A 16,922-nucleotide genomic window follows, 5' to 3' on the forward strand; every position below is an offset into this window, starting at 1 on the left:
ATTTACTTAATTACCACAATAATCACATACCCATTTTCTTCATCATTTTCTGCATATTGAACTTACCGCCACGAAGTCCCTTCATGGCATTTTGCATCATCTTGTGGTATTTCAGAAGTTCGCGTACAGACTCCGGACTGCTACCTGAACCCATGGATATCCTCTTTATGCGTGCACTGCCGATCAGTCGTGGATTGAGGAGCTCCTCATCGGTCATGGAGTCCATGAGTACACGATAACCTTTCATTTTATCTTCAGTGACCTTGTAAGCATCATCTGAGAGCTTAGCTCCCATGCCTCCAAGAGGAAGCATCTGCATGATCTGTTTCATAGGACCCATCTTGTTCATCGCCTCAAGCTGAGAATACATATCCTTGAGGGTGAAACGACCACGCATCATGGCCTCCATGTCAATGTCATCCTCGGAAAGGGTCTCCTCTGCCTTTTCGATCAGTGATTTGATATCACCCATACCAAGAAGACGGGAAATGAACCTGTCCGGTTCGAACTTCTCGAGGTCGTCAGGGGTTTCGCCCACACCAATGAAAGCAATGGCGGAATTCGTCTCGGAGACAGCGGACAATGCCCCACCACCTTTTGCAGTACCATCCAATTTGGAGATGACAACTCCGGAAATACCCACGGAATCATTGAAAGCCCTTGCCTGCTCGCTTGCCTGCTGCCCAATAGCACCATCGAGGACCAGTAACTTGTAATCCGGTTGTGCAACCTCGTGGATCTGTTCCATCTCATCGATGAGATCGGCTTCCAGAGAGTGGCGGCCAGCGGTATCCACGATAAGCACATCGTTCTTCTCAAGCTCCGCCAATCCTCTTTCCACGATCCCCACAGCATCGGGATTACCTTCCTCGCCGTAGAATGGAACGTTCAATTTGTCACAAAGGGTCTTCAACTGGTGATAAGCACCCGGACGGAACGTATCTGCACAAACTACCGCAGGTTTCATTCCTTTCCTCTGGAAATAGCGGGATAGCTTGGAAGTAGTAGTTGTCTTACCGCTGCCCTGCAGACCGATCATCATGATCGTTTGAGGCTTTAGCGGAATGTCAGCGCTTCTGCCCACGATACTGATGAGTTCCTGATAGACGATCTTGATGACATGCTCACGTGGGTTCATGCCTTGCGGAACTTCTTCCTTCAGGGCACGTTCCTTGATGTGACTTGACATCTGCATTACAAGCTTGACATTGACATCCGCCTGCAGTAATGCCCTTTGTATATCCTTTACGACCTCAGTGACCGTTCTTTCATCGATGCGCCCAGCGCCGACCAGTTTCTTTAAAGCGTCCTGAAGGGAACTGCCGAGTTTATCCATTACCATATAATGATCATCCTGTAAGTTCTACTATTATTTGCTCTAATAAATGAGTAGTTCATATTTAACCCTAGTGGGAATGTGATTTTTTAGGATAGACATGACCATATTCATAAGTGCAAAAATAGTCAGATCAAGTTCAACGTTCCAACCACCCGGTTTCAAGAATAGTATCAAAAAAAAAAGAAAAAAGGTGCATATTTTATTCTTTTTTCTTTGACTTTTCTGCAATCCTTCCTATCCAGATAGTAAAGAAAACTGCAAGAATAGTGACGAATATCGCATATGCCCATACTCCCCAGGAAGCAAGGAAATAAAGCGCCCCACCCTCTGCGAATAATGCTTTTATTGCATCGTTCCATGCCAGAGCTGCTACCAGCCCAAACGCCGCAGTTATAAGCGCGGCTAATTTGTCAACCACTTCTTCGTTCAGTATAATTCCCCCTTTTAGATTAAGGCAATTATACTTTGTCCCCCAGACATTTAAATCTTATTGTGTATGTGACTTATATTTCATCATGTTGTGTCAGACCCCAAGCTCTGCAAACATATGATGGATATGGCAATAACATGGACAAAACATCCCTTTGATGATGAATACACCCATAATTGGAATTCTCAAAAAACAATTAAGCTTATAGAACCAGAACAGAGATATAAAATGAGATTAGTATTATTGAGATCAATATTAGAGAAAAAAGGTAGATTGAATAGCGGGGGATGGATTCGAACCATCGGTCTACGGGTTATGAGCCCGTCGGGATCTCCTGGCTACCCCACCCCGCTAAGAGTGAGTTATTCATGCACAGTGTTACTGTACCACACTTGCAACCCTACTACTGCGCACTGGCATATATAGTTTGCGTACAACCTGCCTTCTGAAACTACTTTTAGCCCATGTTAAGGTATTAAGATAAGGACAAGGAATGATCTCATGCCATAAATCTTTAAATATATCGCAACTAATAGGGAATCGGTGAACAGATGCCACATAAATGTACCCGATGTGAAAAAATATTCGAAGACGGGGCCGAAGTAATTCTAAGCGGCTGTCCGAACTGTGGCTGGAACAAGTTCCTTTATGTAAAGGACATGGAGCCTGAAGAAGAAGCCAAAGAAAAAGAGGTCCAAGTACAGCCAGAGATAGTGGATAGTGTAGAAGAGGACATCCCGGCAGAACAGTTCATCAGAGAAATAGATGATATCATCGGCATTGGACATCAGGAAAGAGAAGTAGTTGAAGAGGAAGGAGAACGCGTAGAGTCCGTAAGAATACTCGGACCTGGCTCCTATGAACTGAACCTGAACTCCCTCCTTGAAAGGGACGAGATAGTCATGGCCATCAAACAGGATGGAACATATGCAGTAGACCTCTCCTCTGCTTTCAGAAAGAAAAAGAAGAAACAAAAGTGAATCATCAGATACATCAATTGATCATAGATCCCAATAAATTATTTCAAGAATTTATCATTGAAGTCAGGGGAGTGGATGACAGGAACCTATGACAGAAAATGGGAAATTGACCTCCTGAGAGGAATGGCCATCATACTGATGATTTTTTTCCATCTGCTCTACGACCTTGAGTTCCTGGGTTACCATGAAAGTAATGTCCACACAGGGATCGTTTACCTGATAGGAAGAGCAGCAGCAATTTTATTCATATTCGTAGCAGGAATATCACTCACATTAAGCTTCTCAAAACAACTTGAGCTAGGGCAGACCAAACCCAAATTTACAAAATATGTAAAAAGAGGAATTAAGGTATTTTTGTGGGGGATGGTAATAACTGCTGGAAGCTATATTTTTTTGAAAGAAGGAGTGATCATCTTTGGAGTACTCCATTTCATAGGAGTTGCCATAATACTTTCATATCCATTTTTGAAACATCGCATCCCAAGCCTGGTAGCAGCTATTTTGATATTGATCACCTGGATGCTGCTGCGAACAATTACAATAGAACAGCCCTGGCTGTTATGGATAGGCATCCAGCCAACAGGATTTAGATCATACGATTATTTCCCATTAGTTCCATGGTTCGGAGTGATGCTAATGGGGATTTTTACAGGAAATGAACTTTATCCGCAATACAAAAGGAAGTTTGTCCTTTCGGACATATCAGAGCTTCTCCCCATAAGGACATTGACATATATGGGTAAACGATCACTGCTTATATATCTGCTTCATCAACCAGTACTGATAGCCATACTCTACATTGCAGGATTTGCAGACCTAAGCCAGTTAGCACCATGAAATGTGCCAGTTTTTGCAGACCTAAAACACCATGAAATATTAATGATGCTCAGAAGAAATCCGAAAGCCGGGTCTGCCTTTCATCGAGCTTGTCCAGTTTTGTGACACCTACACCCAATAAGCGTAATTTATTTTTCCCGTTGAATTCCTGAAGCAATCCTTTTGCTGTTTTCTTTATAGTAACAAGGTCATCGGAATGCGCAGCAAGCGTTTTTGCTCTTGTATAGGTTGTGAAATCTGCAAATCTTACCTTTATTGTAACGGTCTTGAACAAGTATTTCTTCTTTGAAAGGGAAGAATGAACATTTTCTGAGAGAGTATCCACCACACTTTCCAGATATCCCATATCAGAAGTATCCTTATTGAAAGTGTCCTCTTTACTGATGGACTTTATCTCCCCACTTTCCTGAACTTTACGCCCATCCACACCATTGGCAAGCTGATGCATGACCAGACCGAACTTACCAAACTTCTCACGCAATTCCTGAACATCATATACGGCAAGATCACCAATAGTTTCGATTCCCATCTGGCCCAGCATTACACTCGTTTTCTTACCAACCCCCGATATTCGGGAAACATCCAGAGGATAAAGGAAAGAACGGACATCTTCAGGGCGCACAATGGTCAAGCCATCGGGTTTTTGGTAATCGGATGCTATTTTCGCAATGGACTTGTTAGGGCCGATACCGACTGAACAGGTGATGCCCTCCTTTTGAAAGACATCTTCTTTGATCTGTAACGCCAGCTTTTCAGCCTCATCGAGACCGGAAACGACATCGGAAACATCAAGATAAGCTTCATCCACACTTACTTGCTGGAACTTTGAAGAATAGCTCCTTAACAGTTCCATAATTGAGTTGGAGACCTTCTTGTACAAAGGCATGTTAACACGCAGATATACGGCTTCAGGACAGAGGCGATATGCTTTCGATATAGCCATTGCTGACCTTATCCCAAACTCACGTGCCTCATAGGAACAAGTGCTTACAACACCCCTGCTACCCTCTTGCAGCGGATCAGAGCCAACCACCACAGGTAACCCTTTAAGCATAGGGTCTGCAGCTACTTCCACGGATGAATAGAAGCTGTCCATGTCAATATGAAAGATTATCTTAATAGTCTCACCAGCCCCACCCATAAACACCATGATTGAAAATGTTTGTGCACATTATCAGATATTCAGCAAAGGATTTAATCCATAAAGGACATTGAGGACTATACCGTATCGACCCATAGGAAATGAACAATGTACAGTTACATAGCCATTGCAGCATATTGTGTAGTCCTTTTCCTGACACTTCGTGATATCAGGATATTCCGCCGCACAAGGTTTGATTCATACAGAAAGGGAGCAATTAAAGGAATTGTAGCATCCACAGTAGTACTGCTGGGTATCATTGCAGTAGAGGTCAACGCTGAGATCGGATTGGTGATAGTGTTCATAGGCCTTTACATAAACCGCAAAGGAGTACGTGAAAATGTATTCAATGAAGCGAACACTGTCGAGCGGCTTCTGGGAAAGAGCGATATAAATTGAGCAGCCACCCTCAAATAAAGCACTGGAAGATGACCTCAATCCAAAAGCTATAAATGTAAAGGTTTTCTATAAGGCGATACTCTTAATCATATCTATCTAAATTTACTGGAGATACTTAAATGGGAAATATTAGACAAACACATATCAAGAACATTGCATTCCGTCTGGTCGAAAATTATGGAGACGTTTTTACAACAGATTTTGAGAAGAACAAGCTTCTCGTCTCCCAATACACAACAATCGAGGGCAAAGTAATCAGAAACCGTGTAGCAGGTTACGTTACCCGCAAGATCAGATATCCAAAATTAATTTAAGTCCGGGAAGTGGAACGCTATGTTCGAAGGAGTATTACCGGCGCTTATAACTCCGTTCACGAAGGATGACACCATCGACAGGACCGGTCTGATAAAGAATATCGAATTTGCCGAGAATGGCAAAGTGACCGGTGTAGTTGTCTGTGGTACCACAGGTGAATCTGCCACATTATCTACGGCAGAGCACATGGAGGTCATCGACATCGCAGTTGAATGTGCGAACGTACCGGTAGTTGCCGGCACCGGCTCGAACAATACGGCTGAAGCAGTGGAACTAACAAAACACGCTGAAGAGGCCGGAGCCTCAGGTGCTCTTGTAATATCCCCATATTACAACAAACCGAACAAAGCGGGACTCACATCCCATTTTAGGACAATAGCAGAAGCAGTGGAAATACCTATTGTGCTCTACAACGTGCCTTCACGTACAGGGCAGGACATTCCACTGGAAGTTATCACAGAGCTTGCTAAGATCGATAATATCGTAGGGATCAAGGAAGCAAGCGGTAGTATTGACAAAGCATCACAGATAATCGAGAACACAATGGACGAGGACTTCATGGTCACATCAGGAGATGATGGACTTACCTTACCCATGATGAGCATCGGCGGATGTGGTGTTATATCCGTGGCAGCTAACATTGTGCCGGACAGGATGAGCAGGCTTGTCAATGCCTTCAACGAAGGTGACACGACAACCGCTCAACAACTGCACTATGAAATAGCTCCACTTATACGTGCTCTTTTCACAGAAACTAACCCAGTACCAATAAAGCGTGCAATGGAGCTTGTGGGCCTCAGTGCAGGTCACTTAAGACCTCCTCTTGCACCGATAAGTGCTGAAAACGATAAGCTTCTTACAGATTGTCTTAAAGGACTAGGGTGCCTACAATGATAAATGCAGGAGTTACAGGTGCTTCCGGACGAATGGGGAAGCTCATCATCGAGAACATCATCAAGATGGAAGGAATACAGCTCTCTTCCGCATTCGATCTTATGAACATCGGTAAGGACGTAGGAGAGGTTGCACAAATAGGGAAGCTCAATGTGAAAATCTCTGACGTAGCTGACATGGCAAACGTTCTGAAAGAATCAAAGACCGATGTTGTCATTGATTTTACCATTGCTCCCGCAACCGCTGCAAACGCACCAGTAGTAGCTGGAGCCGGAGTTGACCTTATCATAGGAACAACCGGATTCAGTGACGAACAGCGCGCTACCATCGAAGATGCCATAATAAGGAACGGCACCTCAGCAGTCATCTCACCGAACTATTCAGTTGGCGTCAATGTCTTTTTCAAGATCCTTCAGGAAACCGCAAAGTACCTTTCTGAATATGATATCGAGATAATCGAAGCCCACCACAACCAGAAGAAAGATGCACCAAGCGGAACTGCTATGAAAGCAGCAGAGGTCATCAGTGAGACTTTGGGTGGCAAGGACTTTGTCTACGGACGCGAAGGTCTCGCACCAAGGGATAAAGAGATCGGAATCCATGCAGTTCGCGGAGGAGACATCGTAGGCGATCATACCGTCCTCTTTGCTGGAGATGGCGAAAGGATAGAGATCAAGCATCAGGCACATTCCAGAAATGCATTTGCATCAGGCGCAGTAAAAGCAGCCATCTGGATAAACAATGCAGCACCAGGCATCCATACAATGGATGATATTCTGGGCTTCTAACCCTTTTTTATTAAATTAAAAATAGAAATGATATAAGTATCAGAGCAGATGCTCTCCTATATCATCTGAAATTATACGTTCACAATACGAACAGCGAAGAATGGTCCTCCGCCCATTGGAACTTACCGCGAACTTCGATGTCACCGGTTCATTGCTATTAGAGATACAGTTCGGATTTATACACCTGACAACACCCTCGATCTGTGAATGGATATGAACAATATCTTTTTCAGATACCTCGAAATTTCTGATGATATTGATGGTCGCATTAGGAGCTATCAGAGCGATCTTATCGACCTCTTCAACATTGAGTTCCCTGCCTTCTATCTTGACGACATCCTTTCGACCATGGACACTGGGTGCATTGATAAGTACACTTACGACCCTTGATGAGGAAGTTGGTATGTTCAATATCTTAAGAACGTTCAACGCCTGTCCGGCATTGATGTGGTCTATAACAGTACCATTCTCAATGGGATGCACACGTATCTCACGTATCTGTTGATCTTCACTGCTCATTCCAATGCCCCCATAACAAGTGCAAGAAGTGCCATTCTGATCGGAACTCCGTAGAATGACTGTTTGAAATAACACGCATGCGGAGTATTGTCCACCCTTGGATCGATCTCATTCGTCCTCGGTAGCGGATGCATTACTTTCAGTTCAGGTTTCGCCTTCTCAAGAAGTTCAGGAGTGATCAGCAGACTGTTGGCCACTTTACGATACTCTGCAGGATCTGGAAAACGCTCTTTCTGAACCCTTGTAGCATAAAGTACATCGATGTTTTCAATGGCATCCTCGATAGCTTCGGTCTCCGTCACCTTTATGTTCCTGCTCTTAAGGTCCTCGATGATCTCAGCAGGTAACCGCAACTCTTTAGGAGAAATAAGCGTGATCTCAGCACCGTAAAGAGAAAGGGCATAGCAAAGCGAATGCACAGTCCGGCCATACTTCAGATCTCCCGCAAGAGCGATCTTCAACCCATCCAGATGGCTTTCCCTGCGTATGGTATAAAGATCAAGGAACGTCTGCGTAGGATGATGCCCTGCACCATCTCCCGCATTCAGTATGGGAACCGAGGAGAACTCCGAAGCAAGTTGTGCAGCACCTTCTTTATTATGCCTTAGAACTATTGCATTGGTATACCCATCAACCACACGAATGGTATCTGCAAGGGTCTCTCCTTTTGCAATTGAGCTTGCATCCACAGAACCAAGACTTAAGACATCCCCCCCAAGACGCATCATTGCGGTCTCAAAGGACATACGAGTCCTCGTACTTGGCTCAAAGAACATCACACCAAGTACCTTGCCCTTCAGAATATCTGACTTTGTCTTGTCCCTGGCTATGGGTTCAAGCATTTCTGCAGTATTGAGGACATGATCGATCATATCCCTTGAAAAGGATTTCATAGAAATAATATGCAAGTCTTTGAACGTCATTCACCGTGAAGAAGAATTGCATGAAATATAATGTTTACCTATAATAAATTAAGATCGGAATAAAATATTGATATAATGCAGAGATGTATCCGTTCATTCATCAAGTTCAGCCAGGAACTTCACCCAGCCCTTTGCATCTTTAACTGAGCACTTCCTAGCATCTTCCTTGAACTTATGCATGCGCTCAGGACCAGGCAATTCCCCGAGCTCCTCCAGGTCCATGACAGCTCGCAAAAGACCCGCAGTCTTATCAAATATCTCTTTTGCCTCCCCAACGGTCATCTTATCAGTCCCCAGCACATGCTCATAGGTTCGTGCCTTCTCGGAAAGGGAAAGAATGCACTGGTCGATTCGTTCCTTATCAGCATCATTCAAGCTTGGCTTACTGATAAGCTCCCAGGTGATCTCATGAAGCGGGATCATTTTACCGTTGACCTCCACTTCATCGGGTATCCTTTCACCACACCAGAACAACTGACGATGAAGGCCCGCAAGGAACCTTTTGCGCTGCTTTTCGGTCAACATATCTTCTTCTGCCATAATATGTACCCATTAATAATGAATTACTTTTAACAAATAGCATCAACTATTAAGTATTATAACCATATACCCGGTTTGATTTATACTTATTCAACTATACTACGTAAGTTCCAAAGGGTGATAATATCAACACAATAATTCAAGTAGCTCTTGACCTGCTGGAAATAGACCGCGCCATCCAGATCGCAAAGGAAGCCGTCGAGGGAGGCATAGACTGGATAGAAGCAGGAACACCGCTTATCAAGAGTGAAGGAATGAATGCCATTCGCCAACTAAGGAAATCATTCCCGAACCATACGATCCTTGCCGACATGAAAATAGCAGATACCGGTGCATTTGAAGTGGAGATGGCCGCCAAAGCAGGGGCTGATATTGTCATGCTCCTGGGAAATGCCGATGATTCCACTGTACTCGATGCCGTCAGGTCAGCACACAAATATGGGGTGAAGCTGATGGCCGACCTTATAATCGTCGAAGATCCAGTATCAAGGGCAATTGAACTGGAACTAATGGGTGTCGATTACATCAACATGCATACAGGGATCGATCAGCAGATGACAGGCAAGGACCCCACACCAATACTTGAGAAAATGGCAGCAGCAGTTGACATTCCGGTAGCTGCCGCAGGAGGATTGGATGCTGCAAGTGCCGCAATGGCAGTAAAAGCAGGTGCAAGCATCGTTATCGTCGGAGGAAATATAACACAATCCGACAATGTGACAGACTCTGCAAAAAGAATACGTGAAGCTGTTGATTCAAACGATATTCCTGAAATAGCACATCGATCCCTCGAAGAAGAGATACGCCAACTGCTATCAGAGGTGTCCACCCCGAACATCACCGATGCAATGCACAGAAAAGGATCCATGAAGGACATCCACACAATGGTTGCCGGAAAAAGGATGGTGGGCAAAGCTGTTACAGTACAGACATTCGAAGGCGACTGGGCAAAAAGTGTCGAGGCCATCGAAGTTGCCAGCGAGGGAGACGTGATTGTCATATACAACGGAAGTCGACATGTTTCACCATGGGGAGGACTTGCCACCCTTAGCTGCCTTAACAAAGGCATAGCAGGTGTGGTCATTGACGGTCCAGTAAGGGATATCGAAGAGATAAGAGAGATAGGACTTCCCGTCTTTGCCATCAGCAATGTACCTAACGCCGGCGACCCGAAAGGGTTTGGTGAAATAGGGGCATCCATACACTGCGGCTCACAAAATGTCAACCCCGGAGATTACATTGTAGGAGATGACAACGGAGTGGTCGTGATACCCAAAGAAAGAGCGTATGAGATAGCAAGGCGTGCCAAGGAAGTTGAGAAGAATGAAAAACGAATCTATGAAGAGATAAAAAGAGGAAGCACGCTTTCCGAGGTCCTTAAGCTCAAAAAATGGGAGAAAATGTAAATGATAGAACTATTGAAAGTGCTTGTTTGCATGCCATTTCTACTTTATTCATGCTATTCAGATATTAAGACACGAAGGGTCACGAACAAGCTCTGGCCAATAATGCTTGGCGTAGCAGCCCCGCTAATCATCTATGATATCGCCCGATATGGCATTCCCTATTTAAAATGGACACTCATATCATTCATATTCATATTCGTATTCGTTTACATATTGTTCTATTTCGGAGCCTTCGGTGGTGCAGATGCCAAAGTATTGATGGTGATATCATTGATACTTCCATTCTACCCTGCACTGGATCTGATCAACTACCAGTTGCCTGTAGCAGGTCTGCCCCCCATTGGACTTTTTACATTCAGCGTCTTTGGGAACTCGGTCTTACTCACAGTGGTCGTACCGCTGGGACTTTTCCTTTACAATCTCACGCAGCCCTCTCTGAAAGAGACCCTTAAAAGACCTCAGTACATGTTCATTGGCTACAGATCTTTGACCAAAGACCTTGAGCGCCCTCACATTCGCCTTATTGAAAAGTACGAAGAGAACGATGGGGACGTATCGCATCGATTCACGACAGGAGGCATGCAGCTTGATGAGGACACAATAGCTACGATGAAGGAATATGATAGAAAAGGACTTATTGAGAAGAGAGTCTGGGTAACCCCAGGACTGCCATTTATGATACCCATAACAGCCGGTTTTATCAGTGCAGTGATCTATGGAGACCTAATATTCCAATTGACACTTCATTTCCTGATATAAATTGGAATTTATTTGCTGCCTTTTTCAAAGGCAGCTATCTCTTCCATGAAAACGGAACCATATTTCTTTAACTTGACCTCACCGACACCCGTGATGCCAATGAACTCCTTTTCATTTTTCGGAAGCTTTGCAGCCATCTGTCTAAGACTGGTATCTGCAAATATGATATAAGGAGGGACATTTGCCTCCACAGCAAGCCTTTTGCGCAGTTCCCGAAGCTTATCAAAGAGTTTCTTGTTCGGACGTGAGATAGGAGTTGGGGCCCTCTTTGCCTTTCCCGGAACAGATGTTCTTTTTGGAGTGCTGGACTGTCTGGTCTTGGCAGGGGATCTCACCGCCGTTGAACTAACCTTTTTTGAACCAGTATAGGTAGGCCTAAAGGCTGTAGAATTGCCTGACCTCGACACACTAACAGGTGCTTTCCGAGGTTTGGCAGCGGCTACACCCATGGAACGCGTCAGATGCACCTCACCGCCCCCAAGGACATCACGACTCTGCTTGTTCAGAAGAAGTATGGGATATTTTCCTTCCTTTACATCAACATAACCCAGACGGATCATTTCCCTTGCCATTTCCACCCATTCGGACTTAATATACCCGTCACCGGTGTCATAGCTTTTAAGGCAGTCATGTCTATAGCCTATTATTTTCTTGGACTTCGAGCCTGTAAGGATGTCCACGATATGCGTCAATCCAAAGCGTTCATTTACCTCATCGACACAGGAAAGGAAGGTCCTTGCAACTTCGGACGCATCATAAGTGTCGCGCGGGTTCAAACAGATATCACAACTTCCGCAATTATCGGACTCCAGCTCTTCTCCAAAATAACGCAATAAGGCCTTCCTGCGACAGGTAGTGCTTTCACAATAATCGATCATTTCCTGCAGCTTCGTCATTGCGATATCGCGCTCGGACTTTTTGGGTTTCTGATCAATTAAATATTTGATCTTGTACCAGTCAGCCCGACTGAAGTACAAGATACATTCGCATTCAAGACCGTCACGTCCACCCCTACCTGTTTCCTGATAATAGCCCTCCAGGTTCTTGGGAAGGTCATAATGGATGACAAAACGAACGTTCGGTTTATCGATCCCCATACCAAAAGCAACGGTGGCCACAATGATATCGACATCATCCCTGATGAAACGTTCCTGATGTTCCTGCCTTTTGGCATCGTTCAATCCTGCATGATAAGGAAGGGTATGAAATCCTTCACGGTTCAGTTTGGTGGAAACAGATTCAACGCTCTTTCGGCTGTTACAGTATATGATACCCGAATTTCCACGCTGACCCTTAAGGTAACTTACCATGTCCCCATAGGTATTGTTCTTTGGTCTTATTTCATAGGAAAGGTTAGCACGATCAAAACTCGCCACATAAACAGAAGGAGAGACCAGATCAAGTTGTTTGATGGTATTTTCCTTTACCTTCGCAGTAGCTGTTGCGGTCAGAGCTATCACAGGAACATCAGGGTACTTCTTTTTCAAAAATCCCATTCGACGATATTCCGGCCTGAAATCATGCCCCCATTCAGAGATACAATGGGCCTCATCAATGGCGAAAAGACTTACATTGACATGACTGAGCAGTTCCTGAGTGCTTTTCATGCAAAGGCGTTCAGGTGCTACATACAATATATCCACATGCCCTTCGACGATGGCACGAGTAGTTTTCTGAACTTCGTTATAACTTAACGTACTGTTGAGATAAGCAGCCGAGACCCCATTGCTGACAAGGCCGTCCACCTGGTCCTTCATCAGAGAAATGAGCGGGGACACCACGACGGCAATTCCATCCATTATGAGTGCAGGTATCTGGTAGCATATTGATTTGCCACCGCCGGTCGGCATTAATACAAAAACATCCTTTTTGTCCAGAACATCATTGATAATGTCCTCCTGAAGAGGACGGAATTCGCTGTAACCAAAATATTTCTGGAGTGTCCTGTACATATTTATACCGAGATAAAGCTAGTGATTCAATCCTCAAAATGTCTTTCACTATATTTAACATGCAACCATGCAAGGTGAAAGTAATTGATGTAGGATCATTGAGTTTTCCATCGATACTATTAAAACCAACAAACATATTAAAGCACAGTATTATCTAAGAAATTCACTAATATTGATCATCATCACATCATAACTGGAGTTCATATTCATGGTAAAAGTCGAGAAATTCATACCTAAGGCTATAGACAGGATCAAGGAAAAAGCAAAAGGAAAGACGATAATCGCACTTTCCGGCGGTGTTGACAGTTCAGTCTGTGCAGTACTTGCATACCGTGCTATTGGAGATGATCTGATACCTATCTACATCGACACAGGTCTTATGAGAAAAGGTGAGACCGAAAGGATCAAAGAGATCTTTGAGGACATGAACCTGCAGACCATAGATGCAAAGGACCGATTCCTTGATGCACTTGTCGGCATCAAAGACCCTGAAGAGAAGAGAAAGGTTGTCGGAGAGACCTTCATTCGCGTCTTTGAAGAGGAAGCACGCGAAATAAATGCAGAGTACTTAATTCAGGGAACTATCTATCCGGACAGGATCGAGTCTGACGGCGGCATAAAATCCCACCATAACGTTGGAGGATTACCAGAACACATAGATTTCAAGGGGATAATCGAGCCTATAGATGACCTTTACAAAGATGAAGTGCGTGAGGTCGCCTGGGCACTTGACCTTCCTGAAGAGATATGTGAGAGAATGCCATTCCCGGGACCCGGGCTTTCTGTAAGGATAATCGGAGAGGTCACTGAGGAAAAGGTCGATGTCGTACGTGAAGCGAACGCTATCGTAGAGGAAGAACTCCTCGAGCAGTTCAAACCATGGCAGACATTTGCAGCTGTCATAGGAAAAGGAACCGGTGTCAAAGGGGATGTCCGTGTACATGGATGGATAATTGCCGTGCGAGCTGTCGGTTCAAGAGATGGTATGACCGCAGAGGCACTTGAACTACCCTGGGAGACCCTCAGGAAGATCGAATCCAGGATCTCTGGCGAGATAGCATCAGTCGCAAGAGTGCTTTACGACCTGTCACCAAAACCACCTGCAACTATCGAGTTCGAGTAAATGTCACTCAATAAAGCCGTATTAGATATACGCGAACGTCAGCGTATAAAGCCATCATCTAACGATTATCCTGCCGCCGTATGGAGAAGCACAGATCACTGTGACGGGAAGACAGTTGATACACTGACCATCATCTTCAAGACATCAGGCTGCTGGTGGGGAAAAGCTGGAGGCTGTACAATGTGCGGCTTTGTGTATGACAGTGCGAAGATACCCCCACAGCCGGAAGAACTTGAAAGACAGTTCGATAATGCCATGCAGAAGGGTGAGAAGTTCGAAAGTTTCATGGTGAAGATATTTACATCAGGAAGTTTCCTTGATGAAAATGAAGTACCAGCCGAAACAAGAGCTAACATTCTGAGCAAACTGGCATCCGATGAACGTATCTTTAAGGTCATCGTTGAGAGCAGACCTGAGTTCGTTACTGAAGAGACCCTGAAATCCTGTAAAGAAGCACTCGGAGATACTGCTTTTGAAATTGCCATCGGACTGGAAACAAGTTCAGACAATATACGGAAGAACTCCATCAATAAGGGATTCACCTTCGAGGATTACATTACAGCCTCAAACGTGGCAAAGAACAACGATGTGACCATGAAGGCATATCTGTTGCTGAAACCACCGTTCCTGTCCGAGAAGGAAGCACTGGAAGACATTGTCAAAACTGTCGATGATGTTGCAGATCATGCACAGACCATCTCGATAAACCTATGTAATGTCCAGAATGGTACGTATGTGGAACAGCTCTGGCAAAGGAGTCAGTACAGAACACCCTGGCTTTGGAGTATCGTTGAGATCCTTAAACGAACAAAACAGCGCCACCCTGACCTGGCCATAACTTCCGACCCTGTAGGTGCAGGTTCAAAACGTGGCCCCCATAATTGCAAGATCTGCAGCAGGGATGTTTCAGATGCAGTACATCTGTTTTCACGTACCCAGGACCTGAAAGTGCTCGAAGGACTTACATGCGATTGCAAACAGACGTGGAAAAAAGTGCTCGAACTGGACGATTTTACCTATGGCAGTCCGATACTTGACAGATAAAGCTAAAAATGGATGAGAGGACACCCTTATTCGGTGTCCTTATACAACATCGTACCAATACCCTGATCGGTGAAAAGCTCCAGCAATACTGAATGGGATATGCTGCCATCTATGATATGTACGCGATCCACACCACCCTCAACACTTGCTTTTGCACTTCTCATCTTCGGGATCATACCGCCACCGATGATGCCATCTTCTATCAGTTGTTCAACTTCATCCACACCGATGCGGGATATGCGTGTTGATGTATCGGTCTGATCTCTGAGAACACCCGGCACATCGGTCATAAGTATCAGTTTCTTTGCATTCAGAGCATCTGCGAGATCGCCTGCGACCGTATCAGCGTTTATGTTCAGGGCATTCCCCTCTGAATCCATCGCTATTGGAGATATGACTGGAATATAATCGTTCGCTATCACTATATTGATGATCTCCGGATCGATTATCTCTGTATCACCCACCCAACCAAGATCGACATCGTGTTCAACCTCTTCTATCATAATCTTCTGAGTGCCCTTTTTCTTTGCCAATATCATCTTCCCATCCTTTCCGGAAAGACCGACACCTTTCCCACCATGTTTACCTATGAGGGAAACTATGCGCGTATTGATATTTCCGACGAGCACCATCCTGGCAATTTCCATGGTCTCATCGTCAGTTATCCTCAACCCACCTATGAATTCTGATTTTTTGCCCATGCGTTCCATCTTTTCGGTTATTTCCGGTCCGCCGCCATGAACGATCACAGGATGAATACCGACAAAGCGCAGTAGGACAATATCCTGGATGATATCACTCATTACCTGAGGATCGACCATGGCATGTCCACCTACTTTGACGACCATAACAGAATCGTGGAATTCCCTTATGTAAGGAAGTGCCTCGATCAACACATTCTCTCTTTTTCCTGTCATATAGGTACAATAAAGATTATACATCGTATAAAGCTTTTTGATTTAAGAAGTGTAAAAGAGCATATGATAGCGCTTGAAAGATAGGTCAAAGAGAATTGTCAATAAAATTCAAAAAGAATAACTTGCAGGTCCGAGTCAGAACCTACAATAATTGAAAATATTAGATAGTTTCCAGTTTGATTATGCCTGGTTTCTGTTTCTTGACGAATGGCTTGTTGATCTTGTCAGGCATCCAGTCAGGTTTGTTCTTTGGTGCATCGACCATTTCTTTCCATCCAAGGAAAACATGGATCTTCTTAGTGCCGCGCTCACGAAGCATGATCTTTTCTGGCTTCTTTTTGGTACCCTTGCCCCTGTTAGCAACCTTAAGAGCTGCCTGACGTGGCTGTTTACCCGTGAATACGCCGCTTTCATTGCCTTTTTCGTCTCGTAACACAAAGTTTCTTGTTTCAGACATTTTATCACCTTACTAAGCCGTTATCGGTTATAGGTAGTTGTACTTACGAAATATAAATAGTTTTCTTTTAATGTTGCCTTTTGATTATGATTCTGGATGTGAAATTGAGCAGAACACAGATTTATAGATAAAATAGAGCATCATATCCCCCCAAATATA

The 16,922-nt window shown here is 44.4% G+C and carries 19 protein-coding genes and 1 tRNA gene; 10 read left to right on the plus strand and 10 right to left on the minus strand.

All coding sequences use genetic code 11. From position 1 onward, the window contains the following. Positions 1–22: 22 nt before the first annotated feature. From AC20MK_RS08390 to AC20MK_RS08400, 3 genes are all read right to left on the minus strand, one after another. Positions 23–1,342, minus strand: a complete 1,320-nt coding sequence (locus tag AC20MK_RS08390; RefSeq protein WP_487355399.1) for a signal recognition particle protein Srp54 — start codon at positions 1,340–1,342, stop codon at positions 23–25. Between the two features lie 196 nt (positions 1,343–1,538). Further along, the gene (locus AC20MK_RS08395) at positions 1,539–1,757 is read right to left on the minus strand and encodes a DUF5654 family protein (protein WP_487355400.1); all 219 of its coding nucleotides are present in this window, start codon (positions 1,755–1,757) and stop codon (positions 1,539–1,541) included. Between the two features lie 290 nt (positions 1,758–2,047). Next, a tRNA-Met gene (locus AC20MK_RS08400) sits at positions 2,048–2,122 on the minus strand. A 198-nt stretch (positions 2,123–2,320) separates the two neighbouring features. On the opposite strand from AC20MK_RS08400, the gene AC20MK_RS08405 reads away from it, so the two are divergent. Both AC20MK_RS08405 and AC20MK_RS08410 read left to right on the plus strand, forming a co-directional pair. Continuing rightward, positions 2,321–2,749, plus strand: a complete 429-nt coding sequence (locus AC20MK_RS08405) for a Zn-ribbon domain-containing protein (RefSeq protein WP_487355401.1) — start codon at positions 2,321–2,323, stop codon at positions 2,747–2,749. 75 nt (positions 2,750–2,824) lie between these two features. After that, positions 2,825–3,586 carry a heparan-alpha-glucosaminide N-acetyltransferase gene (locus AC20MK_RS08410; RefSeq protein WP_487355402.1) on the plus strand — a complete coding sequence of 254 codons (762 nt, stop codon included), beginning with the start codon at positions 2,825–2,827 and terminating at the stop codon, positions 3,584–3,586. A gap of 49 nt (positions 3,587–3,635) precedes the next feature. Here the strand turns inward: AC20MK_RS08410 and dinB are convergent, their stop codons facing one another. After that, on the minus strand, positions 3,636–4,736 hold the full coding sequence (gene dinB, locus AC20MK_RS08415; protein WP_487355403.1) for a DNA polymerase IV: 1,101 nt from the start codon (positions 4,734–4,736) through the stop codon (positions 3,636–3,638). A gap of 99 nt (positions 4,737–4,835) precedes the next feature. Here dinB and AC20MK_RS08420 point away from each other — a divergent pair, with 99 nt between their 5' ends. The 4 genes from AC20MK_RS08420 to dapB all read left to right on the plus strand — a co-directional run bounded on the left by AC20MK_RS08420 (position 4,836) and on the right by dapB (position 7,123). Further along, positions 4,836–5,126, plus strand: a complete 291-nt coding sequence (locus AC20MK_RS08420; RefSeq protein ID WP_487355404.1) for a hypothetical protein — start codon at positions 4,836–4,838, stop codon at positions 5,124–5,126. Positions 5,127–5,245: 119 nt separating this feature from the next. Then, a complete protein-coding gene (locus AC20MK_RS08425; protein ID WP_487355405.1) occupies positions 5,246–5,440 on the plus strand; it encodes a 30S ribosomal protein S17e in 195 nt (64 codons plus the stop codon). Between the two features lie 19 nt (positions 5,441–5,459). Beyond that, a complete protein-coding gene (gene dapA, locus AC20MK_RS08430; protein WP_487355406.1) occupies positions 5,460–6,335 on the plus strand; it encodes a 4-hydroxy-tetrahydrodipicolinate synthase in 876 nt (291 codons plus the stop codon). Next, positions 6,332–7,123, plus strand: a complete 792-nt coding sequence (dapB, locus tag AC20MK_RS08435; RefSeq protein ID WP_487355407.1) for a 4-hydroxy-tetrahydrodipicolinate reductase — start codon at positions 6,332–6,334, stop codon at positions 7,121–7,123. Before dapA ends, dapB begins: the two co-directional genes overlap by 4 nt. A 39-nt stretch (positions 7,124–7,162) precedes the next feature. On the opposite strand, the gene pyrI is transcribed toward dapB, so the two are convergent. The 3 genes from pyrI to AC20MK_RS08450 all read right to left on the minus strand — a co-directional run bounded on the left by pyrI (position 7,163) and on the right by AC20MK_RS08450 (position 9,105). Further along, a complete protein-coding gene (gene pyrI, locus AC20MK_RS08440; RefSeq protein WP_487355408.1) occupies positions 7,163–7,642 on the minus strand; it encodes an aspartate carbamoyltransferase regulatory subunit in 480 nt (159 codons plus the stop codon). Beyond that, positions 7,639–8,565 (minus strand): aspartate carbamoyltransferase, encoded by a 927-nt coding sequence (pyrB, locus tag AC20MK_RS08445; RefSeq protein ID WP_487355409.1) that lies wholly within the window; start codon positions 8,563–8,565, stop codon positions 7,639–7,641. The genes pyrI and pyrB overlap by 4 nt, the downstream gene beginning before the upstream one ends. A gap of 93 nt (positions 8,566–8,658) precedes the next feature. Further along, positions 8,659–9,105, minus strand: a complete 447-nt coding sequence (locus tag AC20MK_RS08450) for a DUF5788 family protein (RefSeq protein WP_487355410.1) — start codon at positions 9,103–9,105, stop codon at positions 8,659–8,661. 137 nt (positions 9,106–9,242) lie between these two features. On the opposite strand from AC20MK_RS08450, the gene hxlA reads away from it, so the two are divergent. Next, positions 9,243–10,511: a 3-hexulose-6-phosphate synthase gene (hxlA, locus tag AC20MK_RS08455; protein ID WP_487357089.1), complete on the plus strand. Its 1,269-nt coding sequence runs from the start codon at positions 9,243–9,245 to the stop codon at positions 10,509–10,511. Continuing rightward, complete coding sequence (locus tag AC20MK_RS08460) at positions 10,512–11,270, plus strand: A24 family peptidase C-terminal domain-containing protein (RefSeq protein WP_487355411.1); 759 nt, start codon at positions 10,512–10,514, stop codon at positions 11,268–11,270. An 8-nt stretch (positions 11,271–11,278) separates the two neighbouring features. Here AC20MK_RS08460 and recQ read toward each other — a convergent pair whose 3' ends face one another. Then, a complete protein-coding gene (gene recQ / locus AC20MK_RS08465) occupies positions 11,279–13,222 on the minus strand; it encodes a DNA helicase RecQ (RefSeq protein WP_487355412.1) in 1,944 nt (647 codons plus the stop codon). A 208-nt stretch (positions 13,223–13,430) separates the two neighbouring features. Here recQ and guaA point away from each other — a divergent pair, with 208 nt between their 5' ends. After that, positions 13,431–14,345, plus strand: a complete 915-nt coding sequence (gene guaA / locus AC20MK_RS08470) for a glutamine-hydrolyzing GMP synthase (RefSeq protein WP_487355413.1) — start codon at positions 13,431–13,433, stop codon at positions 14,343–14,345. After that, positions 14,346–15,389 carry an archaeosine biosynthesis radical SAM protein RaSEA gene (locus tag AC20MK_RS08475; RefSeq protein WP_487355414.1) on the plus strand — a complete coding sequence of 348 codons (1,044 nt, stop codon included), beginning with the start codon at positions 14,346–14,348 and terminating at the stop codon, positions 15,387–15,389. It begins immediately after the preceding gene. A 26-nt stretch (positions 15,390–15,415) separates the two neighbouring features. On the opposite strand, the gene argB is transcribed toward AC20MK_RS08475, so the two are convergent. Then, a complete protein-coding gene (gene argB / locus AC20MK_RS08480; RefSeq protein ID WP_487355415.1) occupies positions 15,416–16,306 on the minus strand; it encodes an acetylglutamate kinase in 891 nt (296 codons plus the stop codon). A gap of 160 nt (positions 16,307–16,466) precedes the next feature. Beyond that, the gene (locus AC20MK_RS08485; RefSeq protein ID WP_487355416.1) at positions 16,467–16,763 is read right to left on the minus strand and encodes a non-histone chromosomal MC1 family protein; all 297 of its coding nucleotides are present in this window, start codon (positions 16,761–16,763) and stop codon (positions 16,467–16,469) included. Between the last annotated feature and the right edge of the window lie 159 nt (positions 16,764–16,922).

Source organism: Methanococcoides sp. DA23 (genome assembly GCF_057593895.1).